Genomic DNA, 18,355 nt, shown 5'->3' with positions numbered 1-18,355 from the left:
TAAAGCCCAGTAAACGGATATGTTTTTAACAAACAGAGAGTTATTTTCGAACAAGTTGTGCCATATAAAAACCATCGAAACCAGACTCGGAAACGAAGATTTTTTTATCGGAAATTAAATTAAATTCTTTACCGTTTTCTGAATTTAGAAATGTACTTACCTGTTCCTGATTTTCTGAAGGAAGGATAGAACAGGTAGCATACACAAGCTTTCCTCCGGATTTCACCATCTTGGAATAACGCTGTAAAATTTCTTGTTGTGTCTGTTTTATAGTATCAAGAAACTCTGTTTGCAGCTTCCATTTCGCATCCGGATTTCTTCTTAGTACACCAAGTCCACTGCAAGGGGCATCAATCAATACCCTATCGGCAGAACTATACAATTTTTTAATAACTTTTGTAGAATCGATTACGCGGGTTTCTATATTATGCGCTCCATTTCGTTTGGCCCTTCTTTTTAATTCTTTGAGCTTGTTTTCATATATATCCATGGCGATAATTTGCCCCTTGTTTTGCATAAGTGTCGCTATATGCAGTGTTTTACCCCCTGCTCCTGCACAGGTATCTATCACGCGCATCCCTGGTGCTACATCTAAGAATTCGGCTACCAGCTGTGAGGAAGCATCCTGAACTTCAAAAAAACCATTTTTAAAAGCTTCTGTTTTAAAAATATTGCTACGTTGGCTAAGTTGCAATGCATTGGGGTAACCATTTATGAATTTAGTTTCGACCCCTTCATTTGAAAGAATATCCTGAAGTTTTTCTTTAGTGGTCTTTAAATTATTGGCCCTAATGATAACTTCGGCTTGCTGGTTGAGTACATGTATTTCTTTTGTCCAAAGTTCATCCCCTAATTCTTTTTTACCCAGTTCATCCAACCAATCGGGAATAGACTCTTTATATTTCCTGATTTTTGACAGCTCGTCAAACCGGCCTTTTATCTTTCTGGCAGGTGTGCCTTCCAGTTGTTTCCAATCGGGCAGTTTAATACCTTTTAAGGTGGCCCAAACAGCAAAAATGCGCCATAGGTTATCCCTGTTAAAATGATCTTTGGTTTCTGCTATTTCAGCATAGAGCCTTTTCCATCTTACAATCTCATAAGTGGTTTCTGCAATAAAGGATCGGTCTCTGGAACCCCAACGCTTATCACGTTTAAGAAGTTGTTCTACCACCTTATCGGCATACTGGTTTTCATTAAAGATGAGGTGTAAACCGTCAATGATAGTAAGGACGAGGTTCCTGTGTAGTCGCATAAATTTAAAAATAGAAAGGCAAAGGTAGCGTTTTTAAGTGGTACTGATTGTTACTAACACTAGATGTTTGATTAATTTCATAACTTGATTTTTTATGGTTTCAGTTGATAAGACCTGAAAAACATTTTAAAGCTTAAGGGCAGATTTGAATAGTATATAATTTATGTATCTTGATACACATTAAATAATATTCAAAAGATGAAAAAATATATAATTCTGATAGCCATATTGTTTTGTGTTTCTTGCCAAGAAAAAGAGGCTGTCAACTATACGGATGTTATTATTACAGATGTTTTTAAGGATTCGATAAGTATTCGAGCTATAGAAGTGATGGATGGAAAACTAGCTTTTGCAGGTAGTAAGAACATGTATGGGATGTATGACCCTGATATCGGAAAAGTGAAGACATCTCGGATGGAATATGATTCCCTCAACTTGCAATTTAGGGCTGTGGCAAGTACAAAGCATGATTTTTTTATGCTTTCTATCGGGAATCCGGCGCTGCTTTTTAAAACAGGAGCTACCGGAAAAATGGAATTGGTGTACCGTGAAGATCATGAAAACGTATTTTACGATTCCATGAAGTTTTGGAATGATCAGGAAGGGATTGCTATGGGCGATCCTACAGACGACTGCTTGTCGGTAATTATAACCAGGGATGGCGGAAAAACATGGAAAAAGCTTTCATGTGATGTGCTCCCAAAAACAACAGCAGGAGAAGCCGCTTTTGCAGCGAGCAATACCAACATTGCTGTTGTAGGGCACCATGCTTGGCTGGTTTCCGGTGGGGAAAAGAGCCGGGTATTTCACACACCTGATAAGGGACAAATCTGGGAGGTGTTTGATGTACCTATTATACAAGGTATTAATACACAAGGGATTTATTCAGTTGATTTTTATGACGAACAACATGGGTTTGCCATCGGAGGCGATTATACCAAGCCGGAAGGTACTGTTGCAAATAAGGCAGTAACCAGCGATGGAGGCAAAACTTGGCAATTGGTAAGCGATGGTAAGGAACCCGGCTATAAAAGTTGTGTACAATATGTGCCTAATTCTGACGGAAAGGCATTGGTAGCGATTGGTTTCACCGGTATTTCTTTTTCAAATGATGCGGGAACGAGTTGGCGAACACTCTCAGAAGAAGGTTTTTATACACTCCGCTTTGTAAATGATACAATAGCATATGCTGCGGGAAACAACAGAATAGCGAAGCTGGTGTTTCGATGATTTTTAGGGATCCCTTTTTTTAAAAGAAATAACAAATTGTGGGTGGAGTTTTTCAACTAAAAAAATGACTTGTCATTCTGGTCTCCGTAGATTTCGTAGATAATAAGAGGTACTATTGATGCTATAAAAAGAAAGGTTTTCCTTGCTGAGAATACTAAGAATTAGTAATTTGAACGACTATATTGTTATAAATAAATTAAAGTAAATAATAAAATGGAATATTTAACTACGATAGGTATTTTCTTTGGAGGTCTGGGTATTTTACTTGGAAGCTTTGCAATTTTTTGGTTTGTCTCAGTATATCAAAAAATAAATGCATCAAAAAAAGATAAAGAGTAGCGAGTTAGCCCTTGCTATATTTTTAATTTCTTCTTTTCCATTACATTATGCTGGAAGCCTTAATTCTTATTAAACCGTTGCCCTTTCCGTTCCCGGAGGCGTTTAAGAAGCTCCCGGTTAAAATCGTCCTCTACTTTTTTTAATAGGATGATCTTTTTTGCAGAAATGACTGATCGCAGATTTTGCGTAAGTTTTTTTTGTTCGTTATGAATTTGTGATTCAATAGCCTCTATTTCATCTAGAACTTTTTTAGCATCACTTTCAGACATGGTTTGAAAGCTACCGTTCCGTAATTTATTTTTTATATCACGCAACTTTACATTCCGCAAATCATAGACATTATCATCATAGGTATTGTAGACCGGCCAAAACTTCTCTGCTTCTTCAGTAGTAAGCGAAAGCTTTTCAGTAATAAAGGCAATCTTTAAAGATTTAATTCGGTCTCGTTTATACTCTTGCGCCTGTGTTTTTGAAACAAGGATAAAAAATAGTACTACAGAAAGGAAGGTTATATATTTTTTCATAATGTACATTTTTAATTTTCTAAAATCAGCTCCTCATACAGTTCAATATCGGAAGCTAAATAATCAATTAATTCCTCATCAGCGAGTGGTTCCGTTATCAGTTGTATGTCTTCAAGGTTTACATCGCTATATAACTGAGCAATGTCATAGGCATCTATAGAAGTATGGTCTATATAGTTTTCTATCTCTGTACTGGTAAGGCTTTCCATAGAAAGGGAGTTTCGGTTTAAAAGAACATTAAGGCTTACCACCAACAAAATAGTAGCTGCGATAGAAGCCACTGCATAGTAATATTTTTTATACGGGTTGAGTTTGATGACTTTAGTTTCTTTTTCCAGCTTTTCAAATAACCGGCCCTCGAAATGTTCAAAGTATCCATCAGGAACTTGCAAACCATTTTTATTAAGTGGTTCGGGCTGTTGTTCATTCAGTTTATGGAACAGCCTATCTTCAAACTCCTCAAAGTACCCTTTGGGAAGTATAAAACCGGTATTTTTTTTATGCAAATCTTTTCTGCCCATATATATTAGACTATTTTAGACTTAAAAGGTTTAATGGTTTTTTACGTAATCTTCAATTTTTTTTGTCGCATGGTGGTAAGAAGCTTTTAGTGCCCCTACCGAAGTATCTAAAACAGTCGATATTTCTTCATATTTCATTTCTTGAAAATACTTCATATTGAAGACCATTCGCTGCTTCTCAGGTAATGTAGCAATGGCTTCTTGAAGTTTTAATTGCATGGTATCGCCTTCAAAAAACACATCTGCTTCTAGATTTTCCACAAGTTTGGCTTGTAACGCTTCACTACTGAGATGGTGTTTTTTTGCCCTGGCATTTAAAAAATTAATCGCTTCATTGGTTGCAATGCGGTACATCCAGCTATACAGGGCACTTTCTCCTTTAAACTTTTCAATGTTTCGATACACTTTTATAAAGGTATTTTGTAATACGTCATCTGTGTCATCATGGTTTAGTACCATACGCCGTATATGCCAATACAATTGTTCTTTGTAATTGCCTACGAGTATCCTAAACGCGCTTTCTTGCGTTTTTTTATCCTTTAGCTGGTCGATTAATGTAAGCTCAGATATCAAAAATCGAGTTTTACTAATTAGACTAATTATACCTTAAAAGGTTTAAAATGGGGCATATTTTGACTTGAATGTTAAAATTTTGTGTATTTCATCGATTATTTTAGTCCTTTTATCGACTATTTAGATTTTTATACTACATTTGAATCATCAAAATAACACATCGGTGTTCTTTTTTTGCCCCACTTTTAAATGGATTTATTATTCCCAAATCCTTACATTAAAAACAGACATCCTAACAACTATGGGTGTCTTTTTTTATGGATGCTATTTTATTCGAAAGACTGCATTTCTACCAACTTTTTATAAGTGCCATTTTTCTTTATCAATGCTGTGTGTGTGCCTTCTTCGACAATATTGCCTTGATGTAACACCACAATACGATCAGCTTTTTGAATGGTTGATAGACGGTGTGCAATCACGATAGAAGTCCGGTTTTTCATCATGTTTTCAAGAGCTGTTTGCACAAGTTTTTCACTCTCGGTATCTAAAGCGGAAGTGGCTTCGTCCAATACCATGATGGGTGGGTTTTTTAATACGGCGCGCGCAATGGACAATCGTTGTTTTTGTCCCCCACTTAGTTTTCCACCACTATCACCTATATTGGTTTGGTAACCTTCAGGAAGGTTTTCAATAAACTCATGGGCATTAGCTACTTTTGCGGCCTCTACAATTTCTTGATGGGTAGCGTCTTGTTTTCCTAACTTAATGTTGTTTTCCACAGTATCATTAAATAAGATGGCATCCTGGCTTACCAAGCCCATCAGGTTCCGTAATGATTGAATGGAAATATTTTTGATATTGATACCATCAATTTCTATGGCACCTTCATTTACATCATAGAAACGTGTTACAAGATTGGCAAGGGTACTTTTTCCACTTCCGGATTGCCCTACTAGGGCAATGGTTTTTCCTTTTGGGATTTCGAGGGAGAAATTTTTTAGGACATATTTATCTTCATACTTAAAGGAGCTGTTTTTGATGGAAATAGTTTTCTCAAAAATGGGTTTTTCAATGGCATCAGGTGCGTTGTTAATAGTATTTTCTGTTTCGAGCACCTCAATGACCCGTTCTGCTGCAGCATTTCCTTTTTTAACACTATAGGAAGCTTTACTGATGGCTTTTGCAGGGGTTAATATGTTGTATGCCAATCCCATATAAGCAATAAAAGACGATGCATCAAGAGTTTGCTCAATAAGCACCATCTTACCACCGAACCAAAGTAGGATGCCTATGACCAGAATGCCTAAAAATTCGCTGGTAGGCGATGCTAGGTTTTGCCGGTTCAACAGGCTATTGGAAAACCGGAAAAAGCGCTCGGTAGAATTTCTAAATTTATCACTAAACAGTTTTTCTGCGTTGAAGGCTTTTACAATTTTCAAACCTCCTAGGGTTTCTTCTACAATAGAGAGAAAGTCACCTTGTTCTTTTTGTACTTTATCTGATTTTCGTTTTAATGACTTCCCAATCCTGGAAATGAGCATTCCTGAAATAGGAATAAAAATGAATACAAAAATGGTGAGCTTAGCACTAATAACAAACATGGCTGCAATAGTGAACAGGATGGTAAGTGGCTCTCTTACAATCAATTCTAAAATGGAGAGGAAAGAGTGTTGTATTTCCAATACGTCGGAGGTGATCCTTGCGATAATATCCCCTTTTCGCTTCTCAGAGAAATAAGCTATCGGAAGTGACACAATTTTATCATACAAACTATTTCGGATGTCTTTTAACACACCATTACGGAGGAAAGTGATAAAGTACATGGCGAGGTAGTTGAAAGCATTTTTCATGAAGAAAAGTACAATCACTAAAGTAATGACCATAATAAGAGCTCTCATTTCGCTTTCCCCGGCGTATTGGGTTACTTGGTAATTAAGGTAGTCTTTTATATAATCATTGGCATTGCCAATACCGGTATATGTAGGTTTTACATGTAGCTGTTCACTTTTTTTAAAGAGTACATCGAGCATGGGGATCAATGCCACAAACGAAAGTGCACTAAATAGTGCATAGAGGACATTAAAAAATATGTTCAGGTAAGCATATTTTTTATAAGGGTTTGCGAAGCGAAGTATTTTTTTAAAATAGTTCATTAATGCTGTTGTAAGTTCATTTCGGAAATAATACGGTTTATTTTTTCTTCCAAACTATCATCCGTTTTTTTATAGTCTTCAATAGTTTCTAGTGTGGTATTTACACTAAAATAGAATTTTATTTTGGGTTCGGTGCCACTCGGTCTTGCCGCTATTTTGGTGCCGTCTTCCGTAGTGTATATGAGTACATTTGATTTTGGAATACTGATAGTTGCTTCCTCACCTGTAATCATATTTTTTGCTACGGAGGTGTTATAATCTTCTATCATTACAACTTTTGAACCATCAATGCTTTTTAACGGGTTTTCTCGAAGGGCTACCATCATTTGTTTAATTTCTGCTGCACCACTGATCCCTTTTTTGGTGAGGGAGATTAACCGTTCTTTGTATAATCCAAAATCGAGGTAACACTGAATTAATTCTTTATAGAAGGAGCTTCCATTGGCTTTTGCCTGAGTGGCAATTTCACAGGCCAGTAATGATGAGGTGATAGCATCTTTATCGCGTACAAAATCACCTACCATAAAGCCAAAGCTTTCTTCACCACCGCCAATAAAGGTTTGTTTAGGGTGATCCACAATCATTTTTGCAATCCATTTGAAGCCGGTAAGCCCCACTTTGCATTCTATACCATAGGCACTTGCCAATGCACTCATCATAGGGGTAGAAACAATAGTAGAGCCTATGAATTCATTTCCTTTTAATTTTCCATTGCTTTTCCATTGGTCGAGTAAAAAACGGGTCATCAATATCATGGTCTGGTTGCCATTTAAAAGCTTCATATTTCCGTCAAGGTCTCTCACGGCAATACCAAGGCGGTCACTATCCGGATCAGTTCCAATTACCATGTCAGCATTTATTGCTTCAGCTTTTTTCATTGCAAGTGTCAGTGCTTCGGGTTCTTCAGGGTTGGGAGATTTTACGGTAGGAAAATCCCCATCGGGGGTTGCCTGTTTTTCAACAATGTGCACATTTTTATAGCCGGCACGTTTTAAAACCTCAGGTAGGATGGTAATGGATGTACCATGAAGTGATGTAAACACAATACTGAAATTGTCTTTCTCCTGTGTATTGAAACTTCCATTTTTTACAGATGCGGTTATGAAAGCATCGTCAACTTCATCATCAATATAGTTTATAAGTTTCTCATTTGCTTTAAATTGAATGGAAGTAAAATCAGTCGCATTTATCTCTTCAATGATTTCTTTGTCTTGAGGAGGTACGAGCTGCCCGCCATCTGTCCAATACACCTTATAACCATTATACTCCGGCGGATTGTGCGATGCAGTTAATACGATCCCACAATGACAGCCTAAATGTTTCACAGCAAAGGAGAGTTCCGGTGTAGGGCGTAATGCTGAAAACAGGTACACAGTAATTCCGTTTGCTGAAAAAACATCAGCCACTACTTTAGCCAGTGTGTCACTATTATGCCGGCAATCAAAAGCAATGGCAATTTTAAGGGCTTTTTGTGGATATACTTTTTTTAGGTAATTGCTAAGGCCTTGTGTGTTTTTTCCGAGGGTATATTTGTTAATCCGGTTAGTACCTATGCCCATAACCCCACGCATGCCTCCGGTACCAAATTCAAGATCTTTATAAAAGCTTTCTTTGAGTTCGTCAGGGTTGTTTTTTATGAGTTGTTTTACTTGGTCTTGGGTTGTTTGGTCAAACATATCGGTTAACCAAGATTGGGCTTTTTCCAATATATTTTCAAGGTTTATTTCCATTAATTACAGAGGTTTTGTGTTGTTTATATATTGATTTTTTTAGCAATTTTATAGCGTTTATCACTTCTCTTAGAGCGAATAATGATTTCGCCTAAAAATCCGGCCAAAAAGAACTGGGTACCTATAATCATGGTTACCAATGAAATATAAAAATGGGGGCGTTGTGTGAGCAGTCTCCCTGTCGGGTTTACAAATAGTTTGTCAATACCTAAATACAAAGCAAAGCATAAACCGATAAAAAACATAAGGACCCCCAGTGCCCCAAATAAATGCATGGGACGTTTGCCGAATTTAGAAATAAACCAAATGGTGATGAGGTCTAAAAAACCATTGATAAAACGCTCGGCACCAAATTTGGTTTTTCCATATTTTCTAGCTTGATGCTTTACTATCTTTTCCTCAATTCGTGTAAAACCTGCATTTTTAGCTAATACCGGAATATAACGGTGCATTTCGCCATATACATCAATGTTTTTTATAACTTGGTTTTTATAAGCTTTAAGCCCGCAATTAAAATCGTGCAATTTTAACCCTGATGTTTTCCTTGCAGCCCAATTAAAAAGTTTTGAGGGTAAGTTTTTTGTTATAATGGCATCGTAACGCTTCTTCTTCCAGCCGGAAACAAGGTCGTAATTTTCTTTGGTAATGAGGCGGTGAAGTTCAGGGATTTCTTCCGGATTGTCTTGGAGATCTGCATCCATAGTAATGATCACATCGCCATTAGCTAATTCAAAACCGGCATGTAATGCTTGTGATTTTCCGAAGTTGCGAAAAAAACGAAGCCCTTTAACTTGTTTATTTTTACCTGCTAACTGTTCAATAGCCTCCCATGACCCATCAGTGCTGCCATCATCTATAAATAAGACTTCATATGAAAAATGATTGGATTGCATCACTTGTGCAATCCAATCATATAATTCATTTAAAGATTCTTTTTCGTTGAGTAGTGGTATTACTACTGATATATCCATGAAATTTGCATCTGAAAAATAAGTTCAAAAATACAAATTCCTATTCATCTTTTGCTTTTTTCATGACTAATGCCGGAATGAGCGATAGGATAAACCCAAAAAACAGGCTTCCAATGAGTCCAAAAGCAACTTGAATTAGAGGGGTAGAGAATTTTTTACCCATTTCAAGTTGTTGGTCTATTTGCTCAGGGGTAAGGGAGGAGTTCTGTGATAATTGGGCTCTCTGTATTTCCATAGCTTTATTCATAAACTCGGGATCAAGTACATGAATTACTAGTTGTTGGTATAAAACACCAATAATGCCACCAATTAAAGCAATTCCCACTCCAATTTTTAAAGCTTGCCCAAAAGACATAAAGCCTCCATTGGCTTTTTTGAACTGGCGCATTCCAAAGATTATAACACCAAGCATGATGACAACATTAACTATTAGAAGGCTAAAGCCTCCTTGGTAATGCATATCCATAAAATAGAGCATCAGCCCGAAGACAACGCCAATACCCCCTAAAAGTAACCCATAGGTAAGGGCAAATTTTCCTGTTTTTGGTTGTAGTTCTTCCATATTTATAATGTTAAAATTTGTTAATACTGTTTAATTAGTAATACAGTTTAATTAAATGTTACAAATCTAAAGGTAAAAATTTTTGTTCGTTTTTTTAGGAATACGGTTGGTATATTCTGAAATATCATTACATTTGCAGTCCTAAATAATGGACGTATAAAAATTATTACGATGAAGAAAGGTATACATCCTGAGAATTATAGACTGGTAGCTTTTAAAGATATGTCTAATGATGATATTTTCCTTACCAAGTCTACAGCAGATACTAAAGAAACTATAGAAGTAGATGGTTCGGAATATCCATTGGTAAAACTGGAGATTTCCAGAACATCACATCCATATTATACCGGTAAATCTAAATTGGTAGATACAGCCGGTCGTATTGATAAGTTTAAGAACAAATACGCAAAGTTCAAAAAGTAATTTTTGTTAAAAAAAATAGAAAAAACCTCTTTCGAATTATTTTCGGAAGGGGCTTTTTTATGAGTGAAATATTCCTGTAAACCTCAAAAAAAGTATCTTTACTTAAAATCTGGTTTTAAATGAATTATATTCTTTTTGACGGGCCTGTAAGAAATGCGCTTTTACCTTTTACATATACTCGTCCGGTAGCTGATATCCGCATCGGGATTCTTACAATTCGTGAAAAGTGGGAAAAATATTTAGGCTATACCACCACTACAATTACTGAGGATTATTTAGCTGCCAAATTCCCAATGGTAGAGTTGGAAGAAAATATACTCATCAATGCTTCTTTTCTTCCAAATAAAAGTCTAGCAGCTATCGTTAAAAACCTAAAACAGGGTGAAGCTGTCTTTTATGAGGAAGAGGTAGTTGCTTTTTTTATCAACGAAGCTCAAGAGACTGTAGATTTTGAAAAATATAAGGTGATTGAATATATCGAAGAACCGTTATTGCAAATTAAACACTCCTGGGATATTTTTTCTAAAAATGGTGCAGCTTTGCAAGCTGATTTTGAGTTGTTGACCTCCGGTCGGAAAAGCCAACCGGTTCCTGAAAACAATCAAGTAATTGCTCCTGAACATATTTTCTTAGAAGAAGGGGCCAAAGTAGCATGTACTGTTTTGAATGCAACTAACGGACCTATTTATATTGGCAGGGATGCAGAAGTGATGGAAGGGACTAGTATCCGTGGGGGTTTTGCCCTTTGTGAAGGGGCGACTGTGAAAATGGGAGCAAAAATTTATGGCGCTACTACTGTAGGCCCTTATAGCAAAGTAGGTGGAGAGGTCAATAATGCCGTATTTTTTGGATACGCCAACAAAGGACATGATGGCTTTATGGGAAATGCGGTAATAGGTGAATGGTGCAACTTAGGAGCGGATACCAATACTTCCAATTTAAAAAATGACTATTCTGAAGTACGGCTATGGAATTATGAAACAGAAAATTTTGCCAAAACTGGTCTGCAATTCTGTGGATTGATGATGGGTGACCATAGCAAGTGTGGTATCAATACCATGTTTAATACTGGAACGGTTGTAGGAGTTAATGCAAACATTTTCGGAAGTGGATTTCCACGTAATTTTGTTCCGAGTTTTAGCTGGGGAGGCGCAGCGGGTTATGCAACATATCGTACCCAAAAGGCTTTTGAAGTAGCCGAAAAAGTAATGGAACGGAGAAATACAACACTTACCGAAGAAGATAAAGCTATCTTGGAACATGTTTTTGAATTGACTAAAAAATGGCGGAGAAACTAAGGTTTTATGACTATTAATAAATTATAGTCCTTTTATTTTCTTCACTCTTTTTAAACTCAAAATATTTGCAGGGTTACTTTCCAATCCGTGCACGTTTTTTTTAGTAAATCGTATAGCTTGGTCATAATACAAAGGGATTATCGGTGCTTGACTTATAATGAGGCTATCCATTTTTTCATAGAGCCGGTAGCGCTTTTCATTATTAACCTCCCTGGAAGCAGTTTCATACCAAGTGTCAAATTGTAGGTTCTTAAAATGTGTATAATTAGGCCCGTTGGGCGCAAAATTTTTACTGTAATACAGGGACAAATAGTTTTCTGCGTCCGGATAATCAGCAATCCAACTGGCACGAAAAGCGTCTAACTTTCCGGTAGCCTTGCTTTGACGCAGTGTAGCAGGAGGGACTACATCAATATTGACTTTCAACCCTGTTTTTTCGATTTCTCGTTGAATATATTCACATAAATCCAAGTAGTTAGCATCTGTAGTAATGGTAATTTCCGGTTGGTTGATACCAGTTTCCTTTTTGAACTGCTCAATAAGCTTTTTTGCTTTTTCCGGTTGGTAGTTATATCCTTCTATATTGGTAAATCCGGGCAGCCCCTTTGGTATAAAACCATTTAGGGCAGGAGTACCAATACCATTGCGTAAATAGGTGATCATCTTTTTTCTGTCAAAACCATAATTTATAGCCTTTCTAATTGCCCCCGATTGTATTTCGGGCATATTGCTCTCTAGAAAAAAACCAAGGTATTCAGTGTTTAAAAAAGGCGTAGTCGCCATGTTAAATCTGCTTCTGTATTTAGCCTGTAGTTTTCCATCGGTGGTTAATAGTTCATCTTTATATGAAGCATCCAGTGAATTAAGGAAATCAATATTTCCCTGAACAAATTGTAAAAATTCACTCTGCTTATCCGGTAAAAAGGTAATAGCAACGGCTTCTAGATAGGGCAATGCATTTCCTTCGCTGTCTTTTTCGTAATACAACTCATTTTTTCTAAAAACCAGTTTGGTATTTTCTTCCCATAGTTTGAACTTGAAAGGGCCCGTTCCTATCGGGTGGGACCTAAATTTATTTCCAGTTGCTTCTACTATTTCTTTAGGAACAACAGAGCAATATTTGGTAGTAAGTAACCCTAAAAAGGCAGGAAATGGTTGTTTAAGCTGAATAGAAAAAACAGTATCATTTAAAGCCTTGAAGTTTTCCACATAATTCATTACCCATCTTCCGGGAGATGCTACTTGAGGATCTAATAAACGTCCAAAGCTATATTCAAAATCGTGGGCATTTACCTGCCGGGTACTGTCTTTCCCAAAAAGATTGTGCTTATGAAAAAAGACACCTTTCCGTAAAGTGAATGTATATGTGAGGGCATCACCTGAAATAAACCAATCTTTTGCAATATCCGGTTGAATGTTTAATGAATCATCTAATTGAACTAATCCATTAAATAATTGATTGGTAGCCCATATATCCGCTTGGTTTTTAGCAAAAGCAGGGTCGAGCGAAGCTATGTTTGAATGTTCATTATACCTAAATACTAGATGTTCGCGGGAACTTTTATTTTCATTAGCACAGGAGATAAAGATGAGTGCAATATAACCTATTGATAAATAGCTTTTTATGCTTTTATAAGAATTATATTTCAGTTTCATCATACAATATTTGTTGGTATATTTGCCCTGCTATACATGCCATGAGGATATTTTAAAAATAGCTAATTGTCATATTGAGCGCAGTCGAAATATTTAATGATTAATATATTGGATTTCTCTCCCGTAAATACGGAATCGAAATGACTGCATTTTTTAAATAGCCTTTGAGCTTTTATTTGATAAAGATAGATTAAAAAAAAACCTGATAAAAATTCGGGGACCACAGATAAAGGTGAGAAAAAAAGTAGCGTTTTATACATTGGGTTGCAAACTGAATTTTTCAGAAACATCTACTATTGCCAGAAATTTTACAGATGAAGGTTTTGATAGGGTTGATTTTTCAGAGAAGGCAGCTATTTATGTAATTAATACCTGCTCAGTCACAGAAAATGCAGATAAGCAATTTAAAAAAATCGTGAAACAGGCATTGCATACCAACCCTGATGCTTTTGTGGTTGCCGTAGGTTGCTATGCCCAGTTAAAACCGGAAGAACTGGTCGCTGTAGATGGCGTAGATTTAGTACTGGGAGCTACTGAAAAGTTTAAGATTACAGATTACCTTAATAATCTTACTAAAAATGATTTCGGAAAAATACATGCTTGCGAAATTGAGGAGGCTGATTTTTATGTAGGTAGTTATTCGATTGGTGACCGAACACGGGCTTTTCTAAAAGTGCAGGACGGATGTGATTATAAATGTACTTATTGCACCATTCCTTTAGCAAGAGGGATATCGCGTAGTGACACATTACAAAATGTTATAAAAAATGCCCAGGAGATAGCAAATAAAGGGATCAAAGAAATTGTACTTACCGGAGTGAACATTGGCGATTATGGAAAAGGGGAATTTGGTAATAAAAAACATGCACATACTTTTTATGAGTTAGTCACTGCGTTGGATGAAGTAACAGGGATTGAGCGACTTCGAATATCTTCTATAGAGCCAAACCTACTGAAAAATGAAATTATTGACTATGTTGCAAGAAGCCGCACATTTGTTCCGCATTTTCATATTCCATTACAGAGTGGTAGTAATGAAATTTTGAAACAAATGCGAAGGCGTTATCAACGTGAGTTGTATGCAGACCGCATTTCAAGAATCAAAGAAGCAATGCCACATGCGTGTATTGGGGTAGATGTGATTGTAGGGTTTCCCGGAGAAACAGAAGACCATTTTTTAGAGACGTATCATTTTTTGAACGAACTAGATATTTCATATCTACATGTATTCACCTATTCAGAACGGGATAATACGTTAGCGGCCACTATGGATGGGGTTGTCCCTAAAGCTATACGGACGAAGCGAAGCAAAATGCTTCGCGGCCTTTCTGTAAAAAAACGTAGGGCTTTTTATGAAAAACAACTAGGAACGGTTTATACAGTACTTTTTGAGGGGGAAAATAAGCAAGGGTATATTCATGGTTTTACAGAAAATTATGTTAAGGTTAAAGCGCCTTGGAACCCGGAATTAGTAAATACGCTTCAAGAGGTAAAACTTACTGAGATTGATATAGATGGACTAGCTCGATTTGATTATTTAGGAGCAGCAGTAATTTCATAAAAAAATCCCGATTGGTGATCGGGATGTAAAATCAAATTCGTATTCCGACGGGGAGTAAGTCTTTGTATTGCTTATTTTTTCTTAGGAACCTCGCTATTTCGGGACAAGTAGGCACTACCTTAGTATTCATTTCTTCAATTTCGTGTAGTACGGCTTTAATAAAATCCTCTTTAAAGTTTTCATCAGCAATACCATCTGGTATAACCAACTTAGTTAAAAATATCTTTCGCTCTTGTGAAGAATATTCGATTTTGGCTAATTGCCCATCCATTTTCACTTCAAATTGCCTAAGAAAATTGTTGTCTTGAATCGTTAACTCGTTCGTTGTCATGTGATTATTATAGTGTTTAATTATCTGTCAAATAAAAACACAGAAGCATAAAACTACCCCTGCGCAGGCATAATTCACGATTTGGTAATACTACTATTATTTATTGGTTGAGGAAGATGTCTTATTTTTGACTAAACAAAGATACAAAAAAATATTGTTAGTTGTCTCTTTTACAGTGATTAAACAATTATAATTTGGATAAGAAAACCCATGTTTATTTAATGCCTGGTATGGCGGCAAACCCTTCTATCTTTGAAAAGATACAATTGCCTGTCAACGTATATGAAATGCATTTATTACAATGGGCTATTCCTGAAAAAGGAGAATCTTTAAAAGCATATGCTCTGCATATGTGTGACGAGATAATACATAAAGACCCCATTTTGATTGGAGTTTCTTTTGGGGGTATTCTTGTTCAGGAAATGGCCAAACATATTATAACAAAAAAAATCATCATTATTTCCAGTGTCAAAACACGTTATGAGTTACCTAAACGTATGATTTTTGCCCGATATACAAAAGTGCATAAGCTGCTTCCAACAGGACTGGTAAACAACATAGAACTTTTGGCAAAATATGCTTTTGGAGAGTCTGTTAATAAACGATTGTCTTTGTATGAAAAATATCTCTCTGTCAGGGATAAATATTATATTGATTGGAGTATCGATCAAATTGTCCATTGGCAACAGGAACAGCCTATTCCTGGAATAGTACATATTCATGGAGAAAAAGATGGTGTATTTCCTACGGTTTATTTAAAAGAGTATATAGAAGTGAAAGGAGGGACACATATTATGATTATCAATAAATATAAATGGTTCAATGAAAACCTCCCAAAACTGCTCGCAGAATAACAATTTCTGGTATTTTTAGTATCTTTAAGCAAAAATTACGTCATGATAACCTACATAAAGAATACCTTGATGCTCTTAGGGGCTGTTTTTATTATTTCTTTATCTGTAAGCGCAATCCGTTCGGATAAAGATATGCCTGATAATAAAAATATAGGGAATACAGCTGATAAGTATAATGTATATTCAGTATCAATTCCTGAGACATTAAGTTTTGCAGAGGAAGATGTTCCGGTTAATGATCCGGATATCCGAGAACGGTTAGATAGAGAGTTATTGGTCAACACGTATTGGCAATCAAATACACTACTGCTTATAAAAAGGGCAAAAAAATATTTTCCCATTATTGAGCCCATATTGAAAGAACATGGGGTGCCTGATGATTTTAAATATTTGGCCATCGCAGAAAGCGGACTTCAAAATGTTATTTCTCCGGCGAACGCAACAGGGTATTGGCAGTTTATGCGTGAAACCGCCAGAGAGTATGGTTTGGAAGTGAATAGCAATGTTGATGAACGTTATCATTTAAAAAAATCAACGGAGGCTGCTTGCAAATATTTAAAAGATGCAAAAGAACGCTTTGGTAGTTGGACATTAACGGCGGCTGCATATAATGCCGGTCAATATGGTGTTGATAAGCGGTTAAACAAACAATCAGCTGAAAGTTATTACGATCTGTTATTGGGAGAAGAAACAGGAAGGTATGTGTTTCGCATTTTGGCTTTTAAAGAAATTATATCCAGCCCCGAGAAATATGGTTTTAATGTAGATGAAGCGCATTTATATTCATCAGTCCCCACTTATGAAGTGGAAGTAGATACTGCAGTTTCTGATTTTACTGCTTTCTCTGAGGGATTCAATATCAGTTACAAGGTTCTTAAAATACATAATCCTTGGTTGAGAGAATCTTTTTTGAACAATAAATCCCGAAGAAAATATCAAATAGAAATTCCTAAAGATGGTTATTATCAGGTAGGTAAATAATGTGGATATATATAAAAGAGCATGCATGGGAACTTTTTATTACACTCAACTATGTCATTGCTTTTTTTGCTGCAGTTACTATCCTGCTCAATAATATCAACCCTACAAAAGCCTTATCTTATTTACTCTTATTGGTTGTCTTTCCTTTTTTGGGGTTGGTAGTTTACTACTTTTTTGGGCAGGAATATAGAAAAAACAAGATTTTCAGACGAAAAAACATCCTAGACCAGCAAAACATTAAGCAATGGCGAAAGGCACTGGACCGTCATGAAAAAGAATTTCCATTATTTACTAAAGATGCTTTGGCGGATAAAATTCGGTTAGTACGTTTGCTGCAAAAAAACCAAGATGCTCCCTTAACAAAGCATAATCATGTAGAGGTTCTTATCAATGGGGAAGCTAAATTCCCACGCCTTATTGAAGATATTAAGGGAGCAACGGCTACCATCCATATGGAATATTATATTATTGAAGATGATGAGTTGGGTAGTAAGCTTATCGATCTTTTATGTGAGAAGGCAAAATCAGGGATAAAAGTGAAATTAAGTTATGATTATGTAGGAAGTAGGATATCAAGGCATTCAAAACAAAAAATGAAAAAAGCCGGTATAATATTTCGGGCATTTATGCCGGTTTATTTTCCACGGTTTGCCGGTAAACTTAATTATCGGAATCACAGAAAAATAATAGTCATTGACGGTAAGGTAGGTTATGTAGGCGGCATGAATATAGCAAGCAGATATGTGAATAATGGTTCAGGGTTATTTTGGCGCGATACCCATATACGTATAGAAGGTGAGGCAGTGGGTTCCTTGCAATTGCATTTTTTATTGAATTGGGATTTTGTTACTGATATTGATATTAAAGTGGATGCTTCTTTGTTTCCCAAACATGCCGTTTCTAAATCAACTGCTGTACAGATTGCAGCAAGTGGCCCTGATTCTGATTGGGCCAATATTATGGAGGCGATTTTTACAGCTATTAATGTAGCGGATGATTATATATATGTTGCTACGCCTTACTTTATTCCAAATGATGAGATTTTGACTGCCCTAACGACGGCATCGAGGGGAGGGGTAGAAGTGAAGCTTATTATACCTAAAGATTCGGATTCCTGGGCATCTAAGTATGCTTCCTATTCTTTTGTGGAAGAGTTATTGGCATCCGGGGTACATGTTTATTTATATGAGAAAGGGTTCATCCATGCAAAAGTAATTTTGGTAGATGGTATATTTACTACCATAGGCACAGCTAATATGGACTATAGGAGTTTTACGACTAATTTTGAAATCAATGCACTTATTTATGATGAAGAGGTTGCCAAATCTACTTTTCAATCCTTCCAGGAAGATTTTAGATATTGTGAAGAGTTGAATTTAGATAGTTGGCAGGGAAGAAAGTTCAGCCAGAAATTAAAAGAATCGTTCTGTCGCCTATGGGCGCCATTGCTGTAAGA

Annotated in this window: 17 protein-coding genes; 7 read left to right on the top strand and 10 right to left on the bottom strand. The window is 36.3% G+C overall.

Features of this window, described 5'->3' with window-relative positions; translation table 11 throughout:
• Positions 1-40: 40 nt before the first annotated feature.
• Entirely contained in the window at positions 41-1,252 is a 1,212-nt protein-coding gene (locus tag WBG21_RS08625; RefSeq protein WP_340076893.1) for an RsmB/NOP family class I SAM-dependent RNA methyltransferase, read from the bottom strand.
• A 198-nt stretch (positions 1,253-1,450) separates the two neighbouring features.
• Here WBG21_RS08625 and WBG21_RS08620 point away from each other — a divergent pair, with 198 nt between their 5' ends.
• The gene (locus WBG21_RS08620) at positions 1,451-2,482 is read left to right on the top strand and encodes a WD40/YVTN/BNR-like repeat-containing protein (RefSeq protein WP_340076891.1); all 1,032 of its coding nucleotides are present in this window, start codon (positions 1,451-1,453) and stop codon (positions 2,480-2,482) included.
• A gap of 398 nt (positions 2,483-2,880) precedes the next feature.
• Here WBG21_RS08620 and WBG21_RS08615 read toward each other — a convergent pair whose 3' ends face one another.
• The 7 genes from WBG21_RS08615 to WBG21_RS08585 form a co-directional block, all read right to left on the bottom strand.
• A complete protein-coding gene (locus tag WBG21_RS08615; protein ID WP_340076889.1) occupies positions 2,881-3,345 on the bottom strand; it encodes a sensor of ECF-type sigma factor in 465 nt (154 codons plus the stop codon).
• Positions 3,346-3,356: 11 nt separating this feature from the next.
• On the bottom strand, positions 3,357-3,866 hold the full coding sequence (locus WBG21_RS08610; RefSeq protein ID WP_340076886.1) for a hypothetical protein: 510 nt from the start codon (positions 3,864-3,866) through the stop codon (positions 3,357-3,359).
• A gap of 30 nt (positions 3,867-3,896) precedes the next feature.
• Positions 3,897-4,439: an RNA polymerase sigma factor gene (locus WBG21_RS08605; RefSeq protein WP_340076884.1), complete on the bottom strand. Its 543-nt coding sequence runs from the start codon at positions 4,437-4,439 to the stop codon at positions 3,897-3,899.
• Positions 4,440-4,708: 269 nt separating this feature from the next.
• Complete coding sequence (locus WBG21_RS08600) at positions 4,709-6,532, bottom strand: ABC transporter ATP-binding protein (protein ID WP_340076881.1); 1,824 nt, start codon at positions 6,530-6,532, stop codon at positions 4,709-4,711.
• Entirely contained in the window at positions 6,532-8,262 is a 1,731-nt protein-coding gene (locus WBG21_RS08595; protein ID WP_340076878.1) for a phospho-sugar mutase, read from the bottom strand. The genes WBG21_RS08600 and WBG21_RS08595 overlap by 1 nt, the downstream gene beginning before the upstream one ends.
• A gap of 23 nt (positions 8,263-8,285) precedes the next feature.
• Positions 8,286-9,233 carry a glycosyltransferase family 2 protein gene (locus WBG21_RS08590; protein ID WP_340076876.1) on the bottom strand — a complete coding sequence of 316 codons (948 nt, stop codon included), beginning with the start codon at positions 9,231-9,233 and terminating at the stop codon, positions 8,286-8,288.
• 40 nt (positions 9,234-9,273) lie between these two features.
• Positions 9,274-9,795, bottom strand: a complete 522-nt coding sequence (locus tag WBG21_RS08585; protein WP_340076873.1) for a DUF4199 domain-containing protein — start codon at positions 9,793-9,795, stop codon at positions 9,274-9,276.
• 171 nt (positions 9,796-9,966) lie between these two features.
• Between WBG21_RS08585 and WBG21_RS08580 the strand changes: the two genes are divergently transcribed.
• Both WBG21_RS08580 and WBG21_RS08575 read left to right on the top strand, forming a co-directional pair.
• Positions 9,967-10,218 (top strand): type B 50S ribosomal protein L31, encoded by a 252-nt coding sequence (locus WBG21_RS08580; protein ID WP_340076871.1) that lies wholly within the window; start codon positions 9,967-9,969, stop codon positions 10,216-10,218.
• 119 nt (positions 10,219-10,337) lie between these two features.
• Positions 10,338-11,516: a GlmU family protein gene (locus tag WBG21_RS08575; protein ID WP_340076869.1), complete on the top strand. Its 1,179-nt coding sequence runs from the start codon at positions 10,338-10,340 to the stop codon at positions 11,514-11,516.
• 21 nt (positions 11,517-11,537) lie between these two features.
• On the opposite strand, the gene WBG21_RS08570 is transcribed toward WBG21_RS08575, so the two are convergent.
• Positions 11,538-13,175 carry an ABC transporter substrate-binding protein gene (locus tag WBG21_RS08570; protein ID WP_340076867.1) on the bottom strand — a complete coding sequence of 546 codons (1,638 nt, stop codon included), beginning with the start codon at positions 13,173-13,175 and terminating at the stop codon, positions 11,538-11,540.
• Between the two features lie 229 nt (positions 13,176-13,404).
• On the opposite strand from WBG21_RS08570, the gene mtaB reads away from it, so the two are divergent.
• The gene (mtaB, locus tag WBG21_RS08565; protein WP_413789400.1) at positions 13,405-14,733 is read left to right on the top strand and encodes a tRNA (N(6)-L-threonylcarbamoyladenosine(37)-C(2))-methylthiotransferase MtaB; all 1,329 of its coding nucleotides are present in this window, start codon (positions 13,405-13,407) and stop codon (positions 14,731-14,733) included.
• 31 nt (positions 14,734-14,764) lie between these two features.
• Here the strand turns inward: mtaB and WBG21_RS08560 are convergent, their stop codons facing one another.
• Positions 14,765-15,064: a GNAT family N-acetyltransferase gene (locus WBG21_RS08560; protein WP_340076864.1), complete on the bottom strand. Its 300-nt coding sequence runs from the start codon at positions 15,062-15,064 to the stop codon at positions 14,765-14,767.
• Positions 15,065-15,285: 221 nt separating this feature from the next.
• Here WBG21_RS08560 and WBG21_RS08555 point away from each other — a divergent pair, with 221 nt between their 5' ends.
• The 3 genes from WBG21_RS08555 to cls are packed head-to-tail and all read left to right on the top strand — an operon-like array spanning position 15,286 to position 18,353.
• A complete protein-coding gene (locus tag WBG21_RS08555; protein ID WP_340076919.1) occupies positions 15,286-15,918 on the top strand; it encodes an alpha/beta hydrolase in 633 nt (210 codons plus the stop codon).
• A 42-nt stretch (positions 15,919-15,960) separates the two neighbouring features.
• The gene (locus WBG21_RS08550) at positions 15,961-16,899 is read left to right on the top strand and encodes a lytic transglycosylase domain-containing protein (protein WP_413789399.1); all 939 of its coding nucleotides are present in this window, start codon (positions 15,961-15,963) and stop codon (positions 16,897-16,899) included.
• Positions 16,899-18,353 (top strand): cardiolipin synthase, encoded by a 1,455-nt coding sequence (gene cls / locus WBG21_RS08545; protein ID WP_340076862.1) that lies wholly within the window; start codon positions 16,899-16,901, stop codon positions 18,351-18,353. Before WBG21_RS08550 ends, cls begins: the two co-directional genes overlap by 1 nt.
• Positions 18,354-18,355 lie beyond the last annotated feature (2 nt).

Origin of the sequence: Leptobacterium meishanense (genome assembly GCF_037645805.1) — a bacterium.
GTDB lineage: Bacteria > Bacteroidota > Bacteroidia > Flavobacteriales > Flavobacteriaceae > Leptobacterium_A > Leptobacterium_A meishanense.
Note: the sequence above shows the minus strand (reverse complement) of the source record. Positions and strands in the feature narration are given on the sequence as shown.